Genomic DNA, 15,521 nt, shown 5'->3' with positions numbered 1-15,521 from the left:
GCTCTAACTTGCGGTAACCATACCCCATTAACCCGGGGGGCGGGGCCGCGTCCCGCCCCGGGGGGGCCCGGGCCCCCCCCCATCCCGGGTCGCGCCCCCCCCCCCCCGCGGCCCGGCGGGGCCGCCCCGCCGATGGCGTCCGGGCCCCTCTGTGTCCACTCGGTCACCGCGTGCGGTGTCAGGCGGCCGTGCGGCCGTTCACCAGGCGCGGCAGGATCCGGAAGCCGATGCCTCCGGCGATCATCGTCGCGGCGCCGATGAGCAGGAACGTGGTCTCGGCCGCACCGGTCTCGGCCAGCTCGTCCTTGCCCTTGCCCTGCTCGGCCGGCTGGTTGCCGACCGAGTCGGTGTCGGTGTTGTCCGCGCACTCGGCGCCGTCGAGGTCGACGGTGCAGGTGCCCGTGCCGCCGTCGTTGGAACCGGCGCTGGCGTTGCCGGTGGTGCCGGCCCCGGCGCTGGTGCCCGCGTCCGTACCGGCGTCGGTACCGGCGTCCGTACCCGCGTCGGTGCCCGCGTCCGTACCGGCGTCAGTACCAGCATCCGTACCGGCGTCCGTACCCGCATCGGTGCCCGCGTCCGTACCGGCGTCAGTACCAGCATCCGTACCGGCGTCCGTACCCGCATCGGTACCGGCGTCCGTACCCGCGTCCGTACCGGCATCGGTACCCGCGTCGGTGCCGGCGTCCGTACCGGCGTCCGTACCCGCATCCGTACCGGCGTCGGTGCCCGCGTCCGTACCGGCGTCCGTACCCGCATCCGTACCGGCGTCCGTACCGGCATCGGTACCGGCGTCGGTGCCCGCGTCCGTACCGGCGTCGGTACCGGCATCCGTGCCCGCGTCGACGCCGCCGCCGGCGTCGCCGCCCTCGGACTCGCCCTGCGGGTTGAGGCCCGCCTTGGCGCTGATGCCGTTCTTGTCCACATCGGCCTTGACGGACAGACCGCCGACACCGACATCGATACCGACGGCCTGCGCCGCGCCGGCGGCCGTGAGCGAGGCGCCCGCGGCGATCACCGCACCCGCGGCTATCCGCGCGACGCGGACTCGCGTCTTCTTTGTCATGTGCTGCTACCCCCAGTAGCCGTTCTCGTCAATGGAGCAGCCATACGCGGGGCACGGCCCGGCGGGGTTCGCTCCGAGCGCCGGCCCACGTCGCGTGGCCGTGCCGCCCGCCCCCGATCACACCCGTCCCAGACATACGCATGCTGCCTTAGCACCCTGTCCAGAGTTAAGGACTACGTCAAGGCCATTGCGCGCAATGTGCCCCGTTTTGGGGAGAGTTGATCCTCATTCAGGGTCACGACTGTGACGCACTCGCCACGCGTTCTACGCAACTCGCAACGTCAACTCCCTTTCGCGCCCCCCGAATTTCCGCGCGCCTGGCGGACGGGCCGTGCGAACCGGCGCACATCTGCCCGCCTCCCGGCGTCCACCCCCGGTTCATCCCGGCGCACCAGACTGCGGACGTCCCGCACGCCCCCTGCTCCGAACCTGGTGAGATCCATGCAGAAACGAACCGCCGCCCTCGCGCTGACCCTCGCGGTCTCGGCGCTGCTGCCGGTGACCGCACCGGCCCAGGCGGCGCCGCCCTCCGAGCGCGGCTCCGCGAACGGCTCCTACGCGACGAAGACGCCGTACGCCCCCCAGCAGAACCCGCGCTCCTACCAGCGGGCACCCAAGGGTTTCGTCCCCGTCTTCACGGAGAACGTGTCGCGCCACGGTTCGCGCGCGGCCTCGGACAGCGAGGACGGCGATCTGATCCTCGCGCTGTGGGAGAGGGCGCGCGCCGAGGGACAGCTCACGCCCTCGGGCGAGCGGTTCGGCGCGGAGACGCGGTCGCTGCTGGCCGCGATGGAGCGGATCGGGTACGGACAGCTCAGCGGCCGGGGCGTACGCGAGATGCGGGAGACGGCGGCCCGGCTCCAGGAGCGGCTCCCCGGACTCTTCGCGCGGATGGCCGAGCGCTCCGAGCGCATCGACGTGGTCAACTCCGGCAAGGACCGGGCCGTCGACAGCGGGAACCTGTTCGCCGGGGCGCTCGCCGCGAAGGTCCCCGCGCTGGCGCCGCTCATCGGCCCGGCCCGCTCGGACGCCGATCTGCTCTACTTCCACAAGGCGGCGGGCGGCGCGGAGTACCGGGACTACGTGGAGAACGACGCCCGGCTCGCCGCGACGCTCGACGCGATCACCGACCAGCCGGCCACGCACACCGCCGCCCGCCGGGTGCTGGAGAAGATCTTCACGCCGCGGTTCGTGCGGCGGATCTCGGCGGGCGAGTTCGCCTCCGTCGCCACGGACGTGGAGGCCGCGCAGGCCGTCTACGCGCTCTACGCCATCGCCCCGGCCATGGCGGAGGAGGGCGACTGGGACATGTCCCGCTGGATCGCACCGCGCGAGGCCCGCTGGTTCGCGTATCTGAGCGACGCCGAGGATTTCTACGAGAAGGGTCCGGGCTTCGACGACAGCGACATCACGTACCGGATGGCGAACGTCCTGCTCGACGACTTCTTCGCGAAGATCGACGCCAAGCGGAACGGCACGGGCGGTCTCGGCGCCGAACTCCGCTTCACCCACGCGGAGGAGATCATTCCGCTGGCCGCCCTGATGGGGCTGCCCGGCAGCACGCGGCCCGTGTCGCCGGAGCGTCCGTACACCTACGCCGACAACCCCTGGCGCGGCGCGTCGGTGGCCCCCATGGCGACGAACATCCAGTGGGACCTCTTCCGGAGCGAGAACGGCGACGGGAGCGCGTACCTCGTGCGGATGCTCTACAACGAGAAGGAGACGGCCTTCCGCGCGGGCTGCGCGCCGGTGGCGAAGGGCAGCTACTTCTACGAGGTGGACGAGCTGAAGCGGTGCCTGGGGCGCGAGGCGTCCTGAACGTCCGCCGCACGCGGCGACGGGCCCGGGAGCGGCTGCTCCCGGGCCCGTCGCGGCCGGACTACTTCTCGCTCTGCTTGCGCCAGCGGATGCCGGCCTCGATGAAGCCGTCGATCTCGCCGTTGAAGACGGCCTCGGGGTTGCCCATCTCGAACTCGGTGCGCAGGTCCTTGACCATCTGGTACGGGTGCAGGACGTAGGAGCGCATCTGGTTGCCCCAGGAGTTGCCGCCGTCGCCCTTGAGGGCGTTCATCTTCGCCTGCTCCTCCTGACGGCGGCGCTCCAGGAGCTTTGCCTGGAGGACGTTCATCGCGGAGGCCTTGTTCTGGATCTGCGAGCGCTCGTTCTGGCAGGAGACGACGATGCCGGTGGGCAGGTGGGTCAGGCGCACCGCGGAGTCGGTGGTGTTGACGCCCTGGCCGCCGGGGCCGGAGGAGCGGTAGACGTCGACGCGCAGCTCGGACTCGTCGATCTCGACGTGGTCGGTCTGCTCGACCACGGGCAGCACCTCGACGCCCGCGAAGGAGGTCTGGCGGCGGCCCTGGTTGTCGAAGGGCGAGATGCGGACGAGCCGGTGCGTGCCCTGCTCGACAGAGAGGGTGCCGTAGGCGTAGGGCACCTCGACGGCGAAGGTGGTCGACTTGATGCCGGCCTCTTCCGCGTACGCCGTCTCGTAGACCTCGGTCTTGTAGTTGTGCTGCTCGGCCCAGCGGAGGTACATGCGCTGGAGCTTCTCGGCGAAGTCCGCCGCGTCCACGCCGCCGGCCTCGGCCCGGATGGTGACCAGGGCCTCCCGGGCGTCGTACTCGCCGGACAGGAGGGTGCGCACCTCCATCTCGTCCAGCGCCTTGCGGACGGACTCCAGCTCGGCCTCGGCCTCGGCGAGCGTGTCCGCGTCGTCCTCGGCCTCGGCCAGCTCGAAGAGGACTCCGAGGTCGTCGATCCGGGCGCGCAGCGCCTCGGTCCGCCGGACCTCGGCCTGGAGGTGCGAAAGTCTGCTGGTGATCTTCTGTGCCGCCTCCGGGTCGTCCCAGAGGGACGGCGCGGCGGCCTGCTCCTCGAGCGCGGCGATGTCCGCCCTCAGCGCATCCAGGTCCAGGACGGCCTCGATCGACCCCATGGTCGAGGAGAGGGACTTCAGCTCTTCGGAAATATCGACGACTGCCACGGGTCCAGCCTAACGGCTGTCGGCGCGGACGTTCCTCGGGCCGCTCGATCACCGGCCCGGGGGCGGTGGGGAGAGCCGGGTCAGGGGGTGGCGGGCGCCGAGTTCTCGGTGTCCTGGGGGGAGGCTCCCGCGTCGTCGCCGCCCAGGGCCAGCCAGCTGCCGGCGCCTATCGCCGCGGCGAGGAGGAGGGCGGCGGCGCCGAGGGTGAGCCGGCGTTTGCGGAGGGCGGCCTGCTTGTTGCGGGCGGAGCCGGGGCGGGGGCGGCCGGGCGCGCGGGGGGCGCGGGCGGTGCCGTGGGGGCCGCCGGAGAGTTCGTCGGGGGCCGGGACGCGCATGCTGGTGTGGGTGTCGCGGTTGGAGTCGGGCGAGGAGCCCGGGACCAGGGGGACGGCGCCTCGGCGGCGGGGCTCCTCTGCGGCGGGGGTGTACTGCTGTTCGTCGTACGGCTCCGGCTCGGGCTCCTCGTCGGGTTCGTCGACGTCCAGCGGCGGTATGCCGGCCAGATTCGGGAGCTGTTCGCGCAGCCGGGCGGCCAGCTCCGAGGCGCGCAGCCGGGAGGCGGGGGCCTTGGCCAGGCACTGCACGAGCAGTTGCCACAGCTCGTCGGGGATGCCGGGCAGCGGGACCACGGTCTCGGTGACGTGGCGGCGCAGGACGGCGCCGGGGTGGCCGCCGCCGAAGGGCGTGAAGCCCGCGAGCAGCTCGTACAGCACGGTCGCCAGGGCGTAGATGTCGACGGCGGCGCGCGGCGGCAGGCCCTCGACGATCTCGGGCGCCAGATAGTCGGGCGTGCCGATGATCTTGGTGGCCTTGGTGCGGCGCGGGGTGTCGATGAGCTTGGCGACGCCGAAGTCGGTGAGGAGCGCGGGGTGGGCGTTGCCGGGGCCGAGCGGTCCCTCCATGTCGAGCAGGATGTTCTCCGGCTTGACGTCGCGGTGGACCACCCCGGCGGCGTGCGCAGCGGCCAGCGCGTCGGCGACGTCCGCGACGATCGCGACGGCGGCCTCGGGAGCGAGCCGGCGCTCGCGGTCGAGCCGGGTGCGCAGATCGGTGCCGCGCACCAGCCGCATCACCAGGGCCAGGTCGTTGCCGTCGACCACGAGGTCGTGGACGGCGACGACATGGGGATGGTCGAGGCCGAGCAGGGCGGTGCGCTCCTGGACGAACCGGCCCACGAGCTCCTGGTCGGACGCGAGGTCCTCGCGGAGCAGCTTGACGGCGACGGGGCCCTCGGGTCCCTCGCCGAGCCACACCGTGCCGGCGCTGCCGCGCCCCAGGATCTGATGGGCGGTGTACCGGCTGCCGATTTTCCGTGCCAAGACTGCTCCCTCAGCGGCTGGCGATGGACGTCGCTCCACAACCCCCGGTCGACAAAGTTACGCGGCGATCGGGGGGTCGCGTCCCGTGGATGGCACCATCCTTCGCTTCTGCGGGCGAAATGCCTCGGAATTGGCCCGCGGAAGTCGATATAGCTACAGGGTCAGGGAGGTTCCCGGTCAGTTTCCGCCGGTTCCGCTGCTTCCGGAGGTGCCGCCGCCGTCGCCGCCCAGCTTGGAGATCCAGCCGGTGACGGTGTCGACCGCGTCGGTGATCGCGTTCCAGTAGCTCTGCCCCTGGCCGATCCAGTCCTTGAGCGGGGTCAGCTCCCAGATCAGCCAGCTCGCGACGAAGAGCAGCACCAGCGTGAACAGGCAGCCCTTGAGGCAGCCGAGGCCGGGGATCTTCATCGGGTTGGCGCTGCGCCGCCTCGGCTCGCGGGGCTCGCGGGGCGGGCGCTGAGCGGGCGCCTGGGGCTGCTGCGGCGGTGCGTACTGCTGGCGCTGCGGCTGCGGCTGGTACTGCTGGGGCTGGTACTGCTGCGGGGGCGGCTGGTGGTACTGCGGCTGCTGGGGCTGCTGGTACTGCTGCTGCCGTCGCGGCTGCTGCTGCGGGGGCTGCTGGCGCTGGGGGCGCCGCCGCAGCGGGTCCTGGCCCGGGTCGAGGTACTGGACCTGGGTCTGCTCGTTGCGGTCGCGGGCGGCCTGGAGCTGGGACTGCCAGGGGTGCGGTCCGTCGGGCTGCGGGGCGCCCTCGGGGCGCGGCGGGACGGGCGGCATGACCGCCGTCGGGTCGGCGTGGCCGCCGCCGGGGCCGGCGTTGTGCGGCATCACGCTGGTGGCCGCGTTGGGGTCGTACGCGCCCGCGTTGCTCGGCAGCACCTGGGTGGGGTCGGCGGCGCCGGGCGTCTCGGGTACGGCGGTGGGCGCCGGGTCCGGGGCGAGCAGGGCGCCCACCCCATCGGCGGCGGCGATCTGCGCGGAATTCGCGTGCACCCCGATGCCGGCGGCGACGGTACGCAGCCCGCGCGCCAGGTTCTCCGCGCTGGGCCTGCGGTCCGGGTCCTTGCTCAGGCAGCGCTCGATGACCGTCCACAGCGGGGCGGGCACGTTGCCGGGACGGCGGGGCTCCTCGCTGAGGTGGCGGTGCAGGACTTCGAGCGCGGTGCCGCCGGCGAACGGCGGACGGCCGGTGACCAGCTCGTACAGCAGGATGCCGGCGCCGTAGATGTCGACGGCGGAGGTCTGCGGGCGGCCCTCGGCGGACTCGGGCGCCACGTACGCGGGCGTGCCGACGAACTCGTGGGTCCGGGTCAGGCCCGGGGAGTCGGCGAGCCGGGCGATGCCGAAGTCGGTGAGCATCGGGTGCATCGCGCCGTCGCGCTCGGAGAGCAGCACATTGGCCGGTTTCAGATCCCGGTGGACGACGCCGTCGGCGTGGCTGGCGGCGAGCGCGTCCGCGATCTGGGCGGTGAGCAGCGAGGCGGCGACCGGGGTGAGCGGTCCGTTCTCGCGGAGGTAGCGGTGCAGGTCGGGGCCGTCGACCAGGTCCATGACGAGGGCGAGGAGATCGCCCTCCACGACCAGGTCGCGGGTGCGCACGATGTTCTCGTGGGTCAGCCGCAGCAGGACGGAGCGTTCGCGCAGGAACCGCATCACGACGTCCGCGTCGTTGGCGAGCTCCTCCTTGAGGACCTTGATCGCCACGGTCTCGCCGGGCTCACCGGCGACAGCCGCCTCGGCGCCCGCGGTCTCGCGCTGGCGGGCACGCCAGACAGTGCCCGTGGCGCCGCGTCCCAGCGGCTCTTCGAGCAGGTACTTGCTGCCTACGGGCCGCACGTCATGCGCTCCCTGCTGGTCGTGTGGTCATGGGCACCGGTCCGCTTCCGTCCGGAGTCGGGCCCACTCTAGGGCCTGTCCCCGTGGGCCGGGTGGCGGTGGCGACCGGGTCCGGAAGGGTACCTTTTCTGCCGCATTACCCACCATTCCCACCGCTTCGCCGGTCACGGAGAGAGACGCCCGCCCCCGGCGGATGGTTGCCGCACACGGGCGCGAAGGGGCGGTTGTGGGGGTGCGGCCGGAGCGCGCCTCCCGCATCGGGAGCTCCGGGGGCCGCCGGGGGGGCCGGCCAAGGGGGCATTTTTGGGCGCACAGCCGACGTTTCAAGATCATTGAGCGGTGACCCGGGGGCGGGTTGTCGGTGGCAGGTGCGAGGATGCCTCCAGCACGGCTGCGGGGTCGGGAGCCCCGCGGTGCGTGACGAACCTGTACCGGACGACGCGTCCGTGCCGGGTGGGGGGAGTTCACAGGGCGTCTCCTTCGCCGGGCACCGCGCGCAGAAGGGACCGCTGACGGCGATGCAGATCCGGCTGACCGTCCTGGCGCCGCGCAGCGGCCCGACCCCCGCGCGCGCCTGCGACGTGCTGGTCACCGCCCCCGCGGGGACGGCGCTGGCCACCGTGGCGTCCCATCTGGCCACGTCCGTCACGGGCCCGGACGGCACCCTCGGCGGCGGCGCGGTGGTGCTGTACGCCGGGCGGGAGCGGCTCGACGCCCAGCGGTGCGCGCTCGGCGAGCCCCCGCTGGTCGACGGGGCGGTGCTCTCGCTCCAGGTGCCGGGCGAGGACGAGACCCCGGACGACACCGTTCCGGCCCAGCTGCACGTGATCGCCGGCCCGGACGCGGGCGGTGTCCATCTGCTGCACGGCGGCCAGATCCGCATCGGCCGCTCCGCCGACGCCGACGTGCCGCTCGACGACCCCGACGTCTCCCGGCTGCACTGCGCGGTGACGGTCTCGGCGGACGGCCGGGTCTCGGTCGCCGACCTCGGCTCCACCAACGGCACGACGCTCGACGGCGCGGAGGTCCGCGACCGGCCGGTCCGGCTGAACCCCGGCGCGCTGCTGCGGCTCGGCGAGTCCACGCTCCGGCTCGCCCCGGGCACGAAACCGCCCGCGCTGGACACCGCGCCGGACGGGGAGGGCCATCTGCGGGTGGCCCGCCCGCCCGCGCCGCACACCCCGCCCGGCGGCCGCCCGGACGGCCCCGGACACGACGGCCCCGGCCCCGGACACGACGGCCTCGGCCCCGGCGACGGGCTCCCGGAGCACGGGCGGTCCGCCCCCTCCCCGGGGCACGCGCACTCCGCGGATTCCGCCGCCCCGGCCCGGCCGCACCCCGCCGCCGGGCGGACCGGCCGGGCGGCGGACGGCGAGGCGCCCCGCCGGGGCGGTCTCGGCGCCTGGGCGCGCCGGCTGAAGGGCGGCAAGGGCGATCCGGCGTCCGGTGCGGGCGGCGAGGAGACGGCGGCGGCGCCGGTCCCCCCGGCGGCCCTCACCCCGCACGCCCCGGCCCCCGAGGGCACCTGGCCCGATCCGGCCGCCGTCCTGCTGACCGCGCTGGGCCCCGGCCCCCGGCTCTGGGAGCGCGACACCGCGCATCCGGAGGCGCTGGTGGTCCGGCTGGGCACGACGGACCGGGCGGACCTGCCGTCCGTCCCGGTGACGGTGGGGCTGCGGGAGGCCGGTTCGCTGGGGCTGGCCGGGCCCCGGGAGCGGCTGGCGGGGCTCGCTCGCTCGACGGTGGCGCAACTGGCCGCGCTGCACTCCCCCGCCGATCTGGAGATCGTCCTCATCAGCGCGGACCGGGCGCGCGGCGCGGATGAGCGCCGCCGCGCGTGGGGCTGGCTGGGCTGGCTGCCGCATCTGCGGCCGATGCACGGCCAGGACTGCCGGCTGCTCCTGGCGTACGACCGCGAGCAGGCGCTCGCCCGGACGAACGAGCTGGTGCGCCGACTGGACGAGAGCCCGCTCGGGCCGGGTTGGGCCAGCCTCGACGCCGCCGCGGTCGCGGAGGCGGCCCGTGCCTACGAGGGCCCGTTCACGGTGGTCGTGGTCGACGGCGACCCCGGTTCGGCGGTCCTGCGGGAGCACACCGCCCGGCTGGCCTCGGCCGGGGCGGCCGCGGGCATCCACCTGATCTGTCTGGCCGAGACCCCGGCCGCGACCCCCACCTCCCCGGTCACCGCGACCTACGAGGCCGCGTGCCACGCCTCGATCGCCTTCCGCGAGTGCGGGGCGGTGGCCATGCTCAGCGGCGATGTGGCGACGGCCCTGCGGCTGCTGCGCACGGCGGGCGGGCGCGCCGCCGGACACGGCACGGTGGCCGCCGTGGACGCGGTCTCGGCACACTGGGCGGAGCGGTTCGGGCGGGCGCTGGCCCCGCTGCGCGTGGACGGCCCCGCGCTGCCGCCGGGCCCGCGCGCGGCCGTGGCACTCCCCCCGTCGGCCCGCCTCCTGGACGAGCTGGGCCTGGCCCGCGCCACCCCCGCCTCCCTGATGGCCCGCTGGGCCTCCACCGCCGACGACCAGCCCGGCGCCACCCCCCGGGCCGCGACCGCCCCGCCCGACACCCCCCACGACCCCTCCGCCACCCCCCGCGTCGCCGCCCAGCGCTCCCCCGCGTCGAGCCGCACCCCCTACCCCCGCTCCGCACCGGAGAGCCACGACTCGGGCCGTACGCCGTATCCGCCGGCCGAGACCCCGGGGTCGGGGCGCACGCCGTATCCGGACGCGCGCGGGTCCGGGCGTACGCCGTATCCGGACGCGCCGTCGTCCGGGCGCACCCCGTATCCGGAAGCGCGCGGATCGGGGCGCACGGCCTACCCCGACGCGCCCGCCTCCGGCCGCACGCCGTACCCGGAAACAGCCGGTTCGGGCCGCACGCCCCACCCCGACGCGCCCGTCTCGGCCCGCACCCCCCACCCCCGGGGGGACGGGCGGCTCGGGGAGACGCCTAGTTCGCGGACGTTGCCGGGGTCGGACACACGGTCGTGGGGCGAGGGGGCGGACGGTCCCGGGGACGGGAGCGTGCGGGCCCCGGGGTCCGGGCGGGCGGCGAGCCGGGTGAGCGGGCCGCGTCAGGCGGAGGCTCCCCGGGTCGCGGCGCGTTCCGCCGCGTCGGGGCCCGCGACGGCCACCGCCCCGCAGGGCCCCGCGTCCGCCGGGCGCCCCGTGGTGGTGCTCGGGGCGGGGCCCCGGGGGCCGGTGAGCGTGGACCTCGCCGAGGAAGGACCGCATCTGCTCATCGAGGGGCCGGGCGGCAGCGGGCGTACGGAACTGCTCCGGGCGGTCGCCGCCTCGCTGGCCGCCGCCGACCGGCCCGACCGGCTGGGGCTCCTGCTCGTCGACGGGGCGGGCGGCGAGCGCGGGGAGAGCCTCGGTCCGTGCACCGAGCTGCCGCACGCCTTCACCCGGCTCGTGGCCAGCGATCCGGTCCGGATGCGGGAGTTCGCCCGGGCCCTGGGCGGCGAGGTGAAGCGCCGGGCCGAACTGCTGGACGGGGTGGACTTCGCCGAGTGGCACCGCCGGCAGGAGGTGGGCCGGCGGATGGTCGGTCCGCGTCCCCCGGGCCCGGCCGAGCAGCGCGGGGACGTGGAGTCCCCGATGAGCGGCACGCTGCGGCTGCGGCCCGCCTCCGCGCGGACGGCCGATCCGGGCCCCTCCCCGCTGCCCCGGCTCGTCGTGCTCGTCGACGACTTCGACGCCCTGCTCGCCCCGGCCCTCGGCAGCCCGGGGCGTCCCGCCGCCGGTTCCGTCGTACGGGCGCTGGAGGCGGTGGCCCGGGAGGGCGGCCGGCTCGGGATGCACCTCGTCGCCACCTCCGCCCGCCCCGAGCGCACGGAGGACACCGAGCTGGCCCGGGGCGCCCGGCTGCGCATCGTGCTCGACGCGCCCGTGGTCCCGCCCTCGCCGGACGAACCGGCGCCCGGCCGGGGGCGGCTGGGCCACCCCGACGGGCGGGTGACGCCGTTCCAGGGCGGCCGGGTCACGGGCCGCATCCCGCGCACGGCGACCCTGCGGCCGACCGTCGTCCCGCTGGAGTGGGAGCGGATGGGCGATCCGCCCACCCGCCGCCCGGTCCGCGAGCTGGGCAACGGGCCGACCGATCTCGCGCTGCTCGCCAGCGCGCTGGAGCGGGCCGCCCGTTCGGTCAACGCCGAGCCCGTCGCCCCACTGGCCCCCGCGCCCTCGTGACACCGCCCGCACCGCCCGCCCCGGCGCACGCGCCGCACCGTCCCCGGCCCTGCCCTCCCGCAGTCGCCTCCCGGACCACAAACGGGTACGCGTACCCCGTCCGCGCCCCTCTGACCCCTGCCGATCCCACGTACTCCTCATAACCCCAGACATCGCACCGACCCCACGTCACGAGCCCATCACGATCACCGAGTTGGGCCCGATGACGGTATTGCGGCGCCGGTGGGCCGGGCGTAGGACTGTGCGCATCAGGACGACGTGACAGGTGGCCGCACCCCCGGGATCCCGGCCGGTGCCGGTCCGCTCACGCGCACAGGAGAGACGGGGCAGGGATGCGCACAACGCTTCGGATTCGCAGGGCCGCCTTGGTGTTCACCGCCATCGGCGCACTGGCCCTCACCGGTTGCGGGGACGACGGTGACGGCGGCAAGGACACGAAGGGCAAGGACGGCTCGTCCAAGGGCTCGGGGAGCCCGTCGGGGGTCGCCTTACCGAAACTGGACGGGGAGAAGATCTCCGTCGCGGCGGTCTGGACGGGGCCGGAGCAGGAGAACTTCGTCAAGGTCCTCAAGGAGTTCGAGAAGCGCACGGGCGCGACGGTGTCGTTCGTCCCGGCGCAGGACCCGATCGTCAACTTCCTCGGGACGAAGATCGCGGGCGGCCAGCCGCCGGACGTGGCGATGATCCCGCAGGTCGGCGCGATCAAGCAGGCCGTCGAGAAGAAGTGGGCGAAGCCGGTCGGGGCCGAGGCGAAGGCCGAGCTGGCGAAGAACTTCTCGAAGGTCTGGCAGGACCTGGGCGCGGTGGACGGCACCCAGTACGGCGTGTATTTCAAGGCCGCCAACAAGTCCCTGATCTGGTACAACGCCAAGGTCTTCGAGAACGCGGGAGCGTCCGAGGCGAAGACCTGGAAGGACTTCCTGGCGACCGCCGAGACGGTGTCCGCCTCGGGCGTCACCCCGGTCTCGGTGGCCGGCGCGGACGGCTGGACGCTCACCGACTGGTTCGAGAACATCTACCTCTCCCAGGCGGGCCCGGAGAAGTACGACCAGCTGGCCCAGCACACGATCAAGTGGACGGACCCGTCCGTCAAGGACGCGCTGACCACGCTCGCGCAGCTCTTCGGGAAGCCCGCCCTGATCGCGGGCGGCGCCGACGGCGCGCTCCAGACGGAGTTCCCCGCCTCGGTCACCCAGACGTTCACCGGGGGCGAGCAGCCCAAGGGAGCGATGGTCTTCGAGGCCGACTTCGTCGGGATCAACATCGCGCAGACGAAGGCGAAGATCGGTACGGACGCCAAGGTGTTCCCGTTCCCCGCGGTAGGCGCCGAGTCGCCCGTGGTGACCGGGGGCGACGCGGCGGTGGCGCTGAAGGACAGCAAGGGCGCCCAGGCCCTGCTGACCTGGCTGGCCTCCACCGACGCGGCGAAGATCTGGGCCGAGCAGGGCGGGTACATCTCGCCGAACAAGGCCCTGGACCCCGGCGCGTACCCCAACGACGTGCAGCGCACCATCGCGAAGGCGCTCATCGCGGCCGGTGACGACGTCCGGTTCGACATGTCCGACCAGGCCCCGCAGTCGTTCGGCGGGACGCCCGGCAAGGGCGAGTGGAAGACCCTCCAGGACTTCCTGAAGAACCCGAAGGACATCGCGGGGACCCAGGCGAAACTGGAGTCCGACGCGGCCAAGGCGTACAAGAGCTGACGCGATGACGACAGCCGCAGCGGGAGGCGCCGACGAGGCGCCCTCCGCCGACAGACAACCGTCCGGCGGGGACCGGGTCCCCGCCCCCAGGGCGCCCTCCACCGGCGCCGGGTCCGGTCCGCCGGCCCCCGGCCGGGGCCGTACGGCCCGGAGCGTGACCGGCACCCGCAGAGCCGTCGCGGCACTGTTCCTGCTGCCCGCGCTGGTGCTGCTCGGCGCGCTCGTGGTCTATCCGATCGTGTACTCGGTCTACCGGTCGTTCCTCGACCAGGCGGGCACCGGGTTCGCCGGACTCGACAACTACCGCACCCTGTTCACCGACGACACCATCCGTACGGCGGTGAAGAACAACGCGGTCTGGGTGGTGTTCGCGCCGACCGTCTCCACCGCGCTCGGACTGATCTTCGCGGTGCTGACCGAACGCATCCGCTGGGGCACGGCGTTCAAACTGATCGTCTTCATGCCGATGGCGATCTCGATGCTGGCGGCGGGGATCATCTTCCGGCTGGTCTACGACCAGGCGCCCGAGCGCGGGGTCGCCAACGCGGTCTGGGTGGGCGTGCACGACACGTTCAGCGAGTCGGCGGGCTTCCCCAAGGCGCATCCGCTCCCCGTCCATCCGCTGAAGGCGGCGGGCGGCGGCGCGTTCGTGACGAAGACGACCGTACGGGCCGGGCAGCCGGTCCAGCTGCCCCTGGTCGGCGTGCTCCCGGCGAAGATGCCCGGCGACGCCCGCCCGGCCAGGGCGCCGGAGCCCGCGTCCGACGGCGGGATCACCGGCACCGCCTGGCTGGACTTCACCAAGGGCGGCGGCGGAAAGCCGAACGTCGTCGACGCCGGTGAGCTGGGGCTCAAGGGCATCGAGGTGGAGGCCGTCAAGGACGGGAAGGTCGTCGCCACCGCACGGGCGGGCGCCGACGGGGTGTTCACCCTGCCCGCCTCCGCCGACGGCGCCGAACTACGGCTGCCCGCCTCGAACTTCAGGGAGCCGTACAACGGGGTGGACTGGCTCGGCCCGTCCCTGGTCACGCCCGGCATCATCGGCAGCTACGTCTGGATGTGGGCGGGCTTCGCGATGGTGCTGATCGCGGCCGGGCTCGCCGGACTGCCGCGCGAACTCCTGGAGGCCGCCCGGGTCGACGGGGCCAATGAGTGGCAGGTCTTCCGCCGGATCACCGTGCCGATGCTCGCACCGGTCCTCGCCGTGGTCCTGGTGACCCTGATGATCAATGTGCTGAAGATCTTCGACCTGGTGTTCATCATCGCGCCCGGTTCCTCGCAGGACGACGCGAACGTGCTGGCCCTCCAGCTCTACCGCTCCTCGTTCGGCACCGACGCGGACCTCGGCGTCGGCAGCGCCATCGCCGTCCTCCTGCTGCTGCTGGTGATCCCGGTGATGCTGTTCAACATCAGGCGGATACGGAAGGAGGGGCGCCGATGACGACGCCCTCGGCCACGGCCGCCCCCGCCGGACCGGGCGAGCCGCCCGCCGGCCCCGTGAAGGAACGGCCTCCGTTCGCGGCACGGCTGGCGGCCCGCGCCGCCGGCGGTGCGATGCGGGTCTTCCTCGTCCTGGTGGCCCTGTTCTGGCTGATGCCGACCATCGGGCTGCTGCTCTCCTCGCTGCGCGGACCGGACCGGATCGCGGCCTCCGGCTGGTGGAAGGTCTTCACCGCACCCTCCGAGCTGACCCTGGACAACTACTCCCGGCTGCTCGACAACTCGGCGATCACCGACTCGCTGCTCAGCACCGTCATGATCACCGTGCCGTCGACCGTGCTGGTCGTGGTGATCGGCTCGCTGGCCGGATACGCCTTCGCCTGGATGGACTTCCCCGGCCGCGACTGGTGGTTCCTGCTGGTCGTGGGGTTGCTGGTGGTCCCGGTGCAGGTGGCCCTCATCCCGGTCTCCAAGCTCTTCGGCGAGGTCGGGATCTTCGAGACGACCTTCGGAGTGGTCCTCTTCCACACGGCCTTCGGCCTGCCCTTCGCGATCTTCCTGCTGCGCAACTTCTTCGCGGAGATCCCCCGGGAACTCCTGGAGGCGGCCCGGCTGGACGGGGCGGGCGAGATCCGGCTCTTCACCCGGGTGGTGATGCCGCTGGGCGGTCCCGCGATCGCCTCGCTCGGCATCTTCCAGTTCCTCTGGGTGTGGAACGACATGCTGGTCGCGCTGATCTTCGCGGACTCCGACTCGCCGCCGATCACCGTGGCGCTCCAGCAGCAGGTACGGCAGTTCGGCAACAACATCGACGTCCTGGCGCCCGGCGCCTTCGTGTCGATGGTCATCCCGCTCGCGGTGTTCTTCGCCTTCCAGCGCCAGTTCGTCTCCGGCGTGATGGCGGGCGCGGTCAAGTAGGCGCGGTCGAGCGGGCGGACGCGGTCGAGCAGGCCGGGCAGGGGGCGGTCTCCGGGCTAC

9 protein-coding genes are annotated in these 15,521 nt (G+C 73.9%); 5 read left to right on the top strand and 4 right to left on the bottom strand.

Annotation, left to right across the window (positions count from 1 at the left end; all coding sequences use genetic code 11):
• Positions 1–178 precede the first annotated feature (178 nt).
• On the bottom strand, positions 179–1,063 hold the full coding sequence (locus ACWCXC_RS33335; RefSeq protein WP_450891442.1) for a hypothetical protein: 885 nt from the start codon (positions 1,061–1,063) through the stop codon (positions 179–181).
• A gap of 441 nt (positions 1,064–1,504) precedes the next feature.
• On the opposite strand from ACWCXC_RS33335, the gene ACWCXC_RS33330 reads away from it, so the two are divergent.
• Entirely contained in the window at positions 1,505–2,881 is a 1,377-nt protein-coding gene (locus tag ACWCXC_RS33330; RefSeq protein ID WP_450891441.1) for a histidine-type phosphatase, read from the top strand.
• A 61-nt stretch (positions 2,882–2,942) separates the two neighbouring features.
• On the opposite strand, the gene prfB is transcribed toward ACWCXC_RS33330, so the two are convergent.
• From prfB to ACWCXC_RS33315, 3 genes are all read right to left on the bottom strand, one after another.
• The gene (gene prfB / locus ACWCXC_RS33325; RefSeq protein ID WP_450685880.1) at positions 2,943–4,049 is read right to left on the bottom strand and encodes a peptide chain release factor 2; all 1,107 of its coding nucleotides are present in this window, start codon (positions 4,047–4,049) and stop codon (positions 2,943–2,945) included.
• Positions 4,050–4,129: 80 nt separating this feature from the next.
• Positions 4,130–5,368, bottom strand: coding sequence for a serine/threonine-protein kinase (locus tag ACWCXC_RS33320; protein ID WP_450891440.1), 1,239 nt, complete (start codon positions 5,366–5,368; stop codon positions 4,130–4,132).
• Between the two features lie 177 nt (positions 5,369–5,545).
• On the bottom strand, positions 5,546–7,204 hold the full coding sequence (locus ACWCXC_RS33315) for a protein kinase domain-containing protein (protein WP_450685878.1): 1,659 nt from the start codon (positions 7,202–7,204) through the stop codon (positions 5,546–5,548).
• A 518-nt stretch (positions 7,205–7,722) separates the two neighbouring features.
• On the opposite strand from ACWCXC_RS33315, the gene ACWCXC_RS33310 reads away from it, so the two are divergent.
• The 4 genes from ACWCXC_RS33310 to ACWCXC_RS33295 all read left to right on the top strand — a co-directional run bounded on the left by ACWCXC_RS33310 (position 7,723) and on the right by ACWCXC_RS33295 (position 15,461).
• A complete protein-coding gene (locus tag ACWCXC_RS33310) occupies positions 7,723–11,400 on the top strand; it encodes an FtsK/SpoIIIE domain-containing protein (RefSeq protein WP_450891443.1) in 3,678 nt (1,225 codons plus the stop codon).
• A gap of 332 nt (positions 11,401–11,732) precedes the next feature.
• Positions 11,733–13,103, top strand: a complete 1,371-nt coding sequence (locus tag ACWCXC_RS33305) for an ABC transporter substrate-binding protein (RefSeq protein WP_450684447.1) — start codon at positions 11,733–11,735, stop codon at positions 13,101–13,103.
• Positions 13,104–13,107: 4 nt separating this feature from the next.
• Entirely contained in the window at positions 13,108–14,544 is a 1,437-nt protein-coding gene (locus tag ACWCXC_RS33300; RefSeq protein WP_450891439.1) for a carbohydrate ABC transporter permease, read from the top strand.
• On the top strand, positions 14,541–15,461 hold the full coding sequence (locus ACWCXC_RS33295) for a carbohydrate ABC transporter permease (RefSeq protein WP_450684445.1): 921 nt from the start codon (positions 14,541–14,543) through the stop codon (positions 15,459–15,461). Before ACWCXC_RS33300 ends, ACWCXC_RS33295 begins: the two co-directional genes overlap by 4 nt.
• The last annotated feature ends 60 nt before the right edge of the window (positions 15,462–15,521 follow it).

The organism is Streptomyces sp. NPDC001515, assembly GCF_053597115.1.
This window is presented reverse-complemented; position numbering and strand designations above follow the sequence as displayed.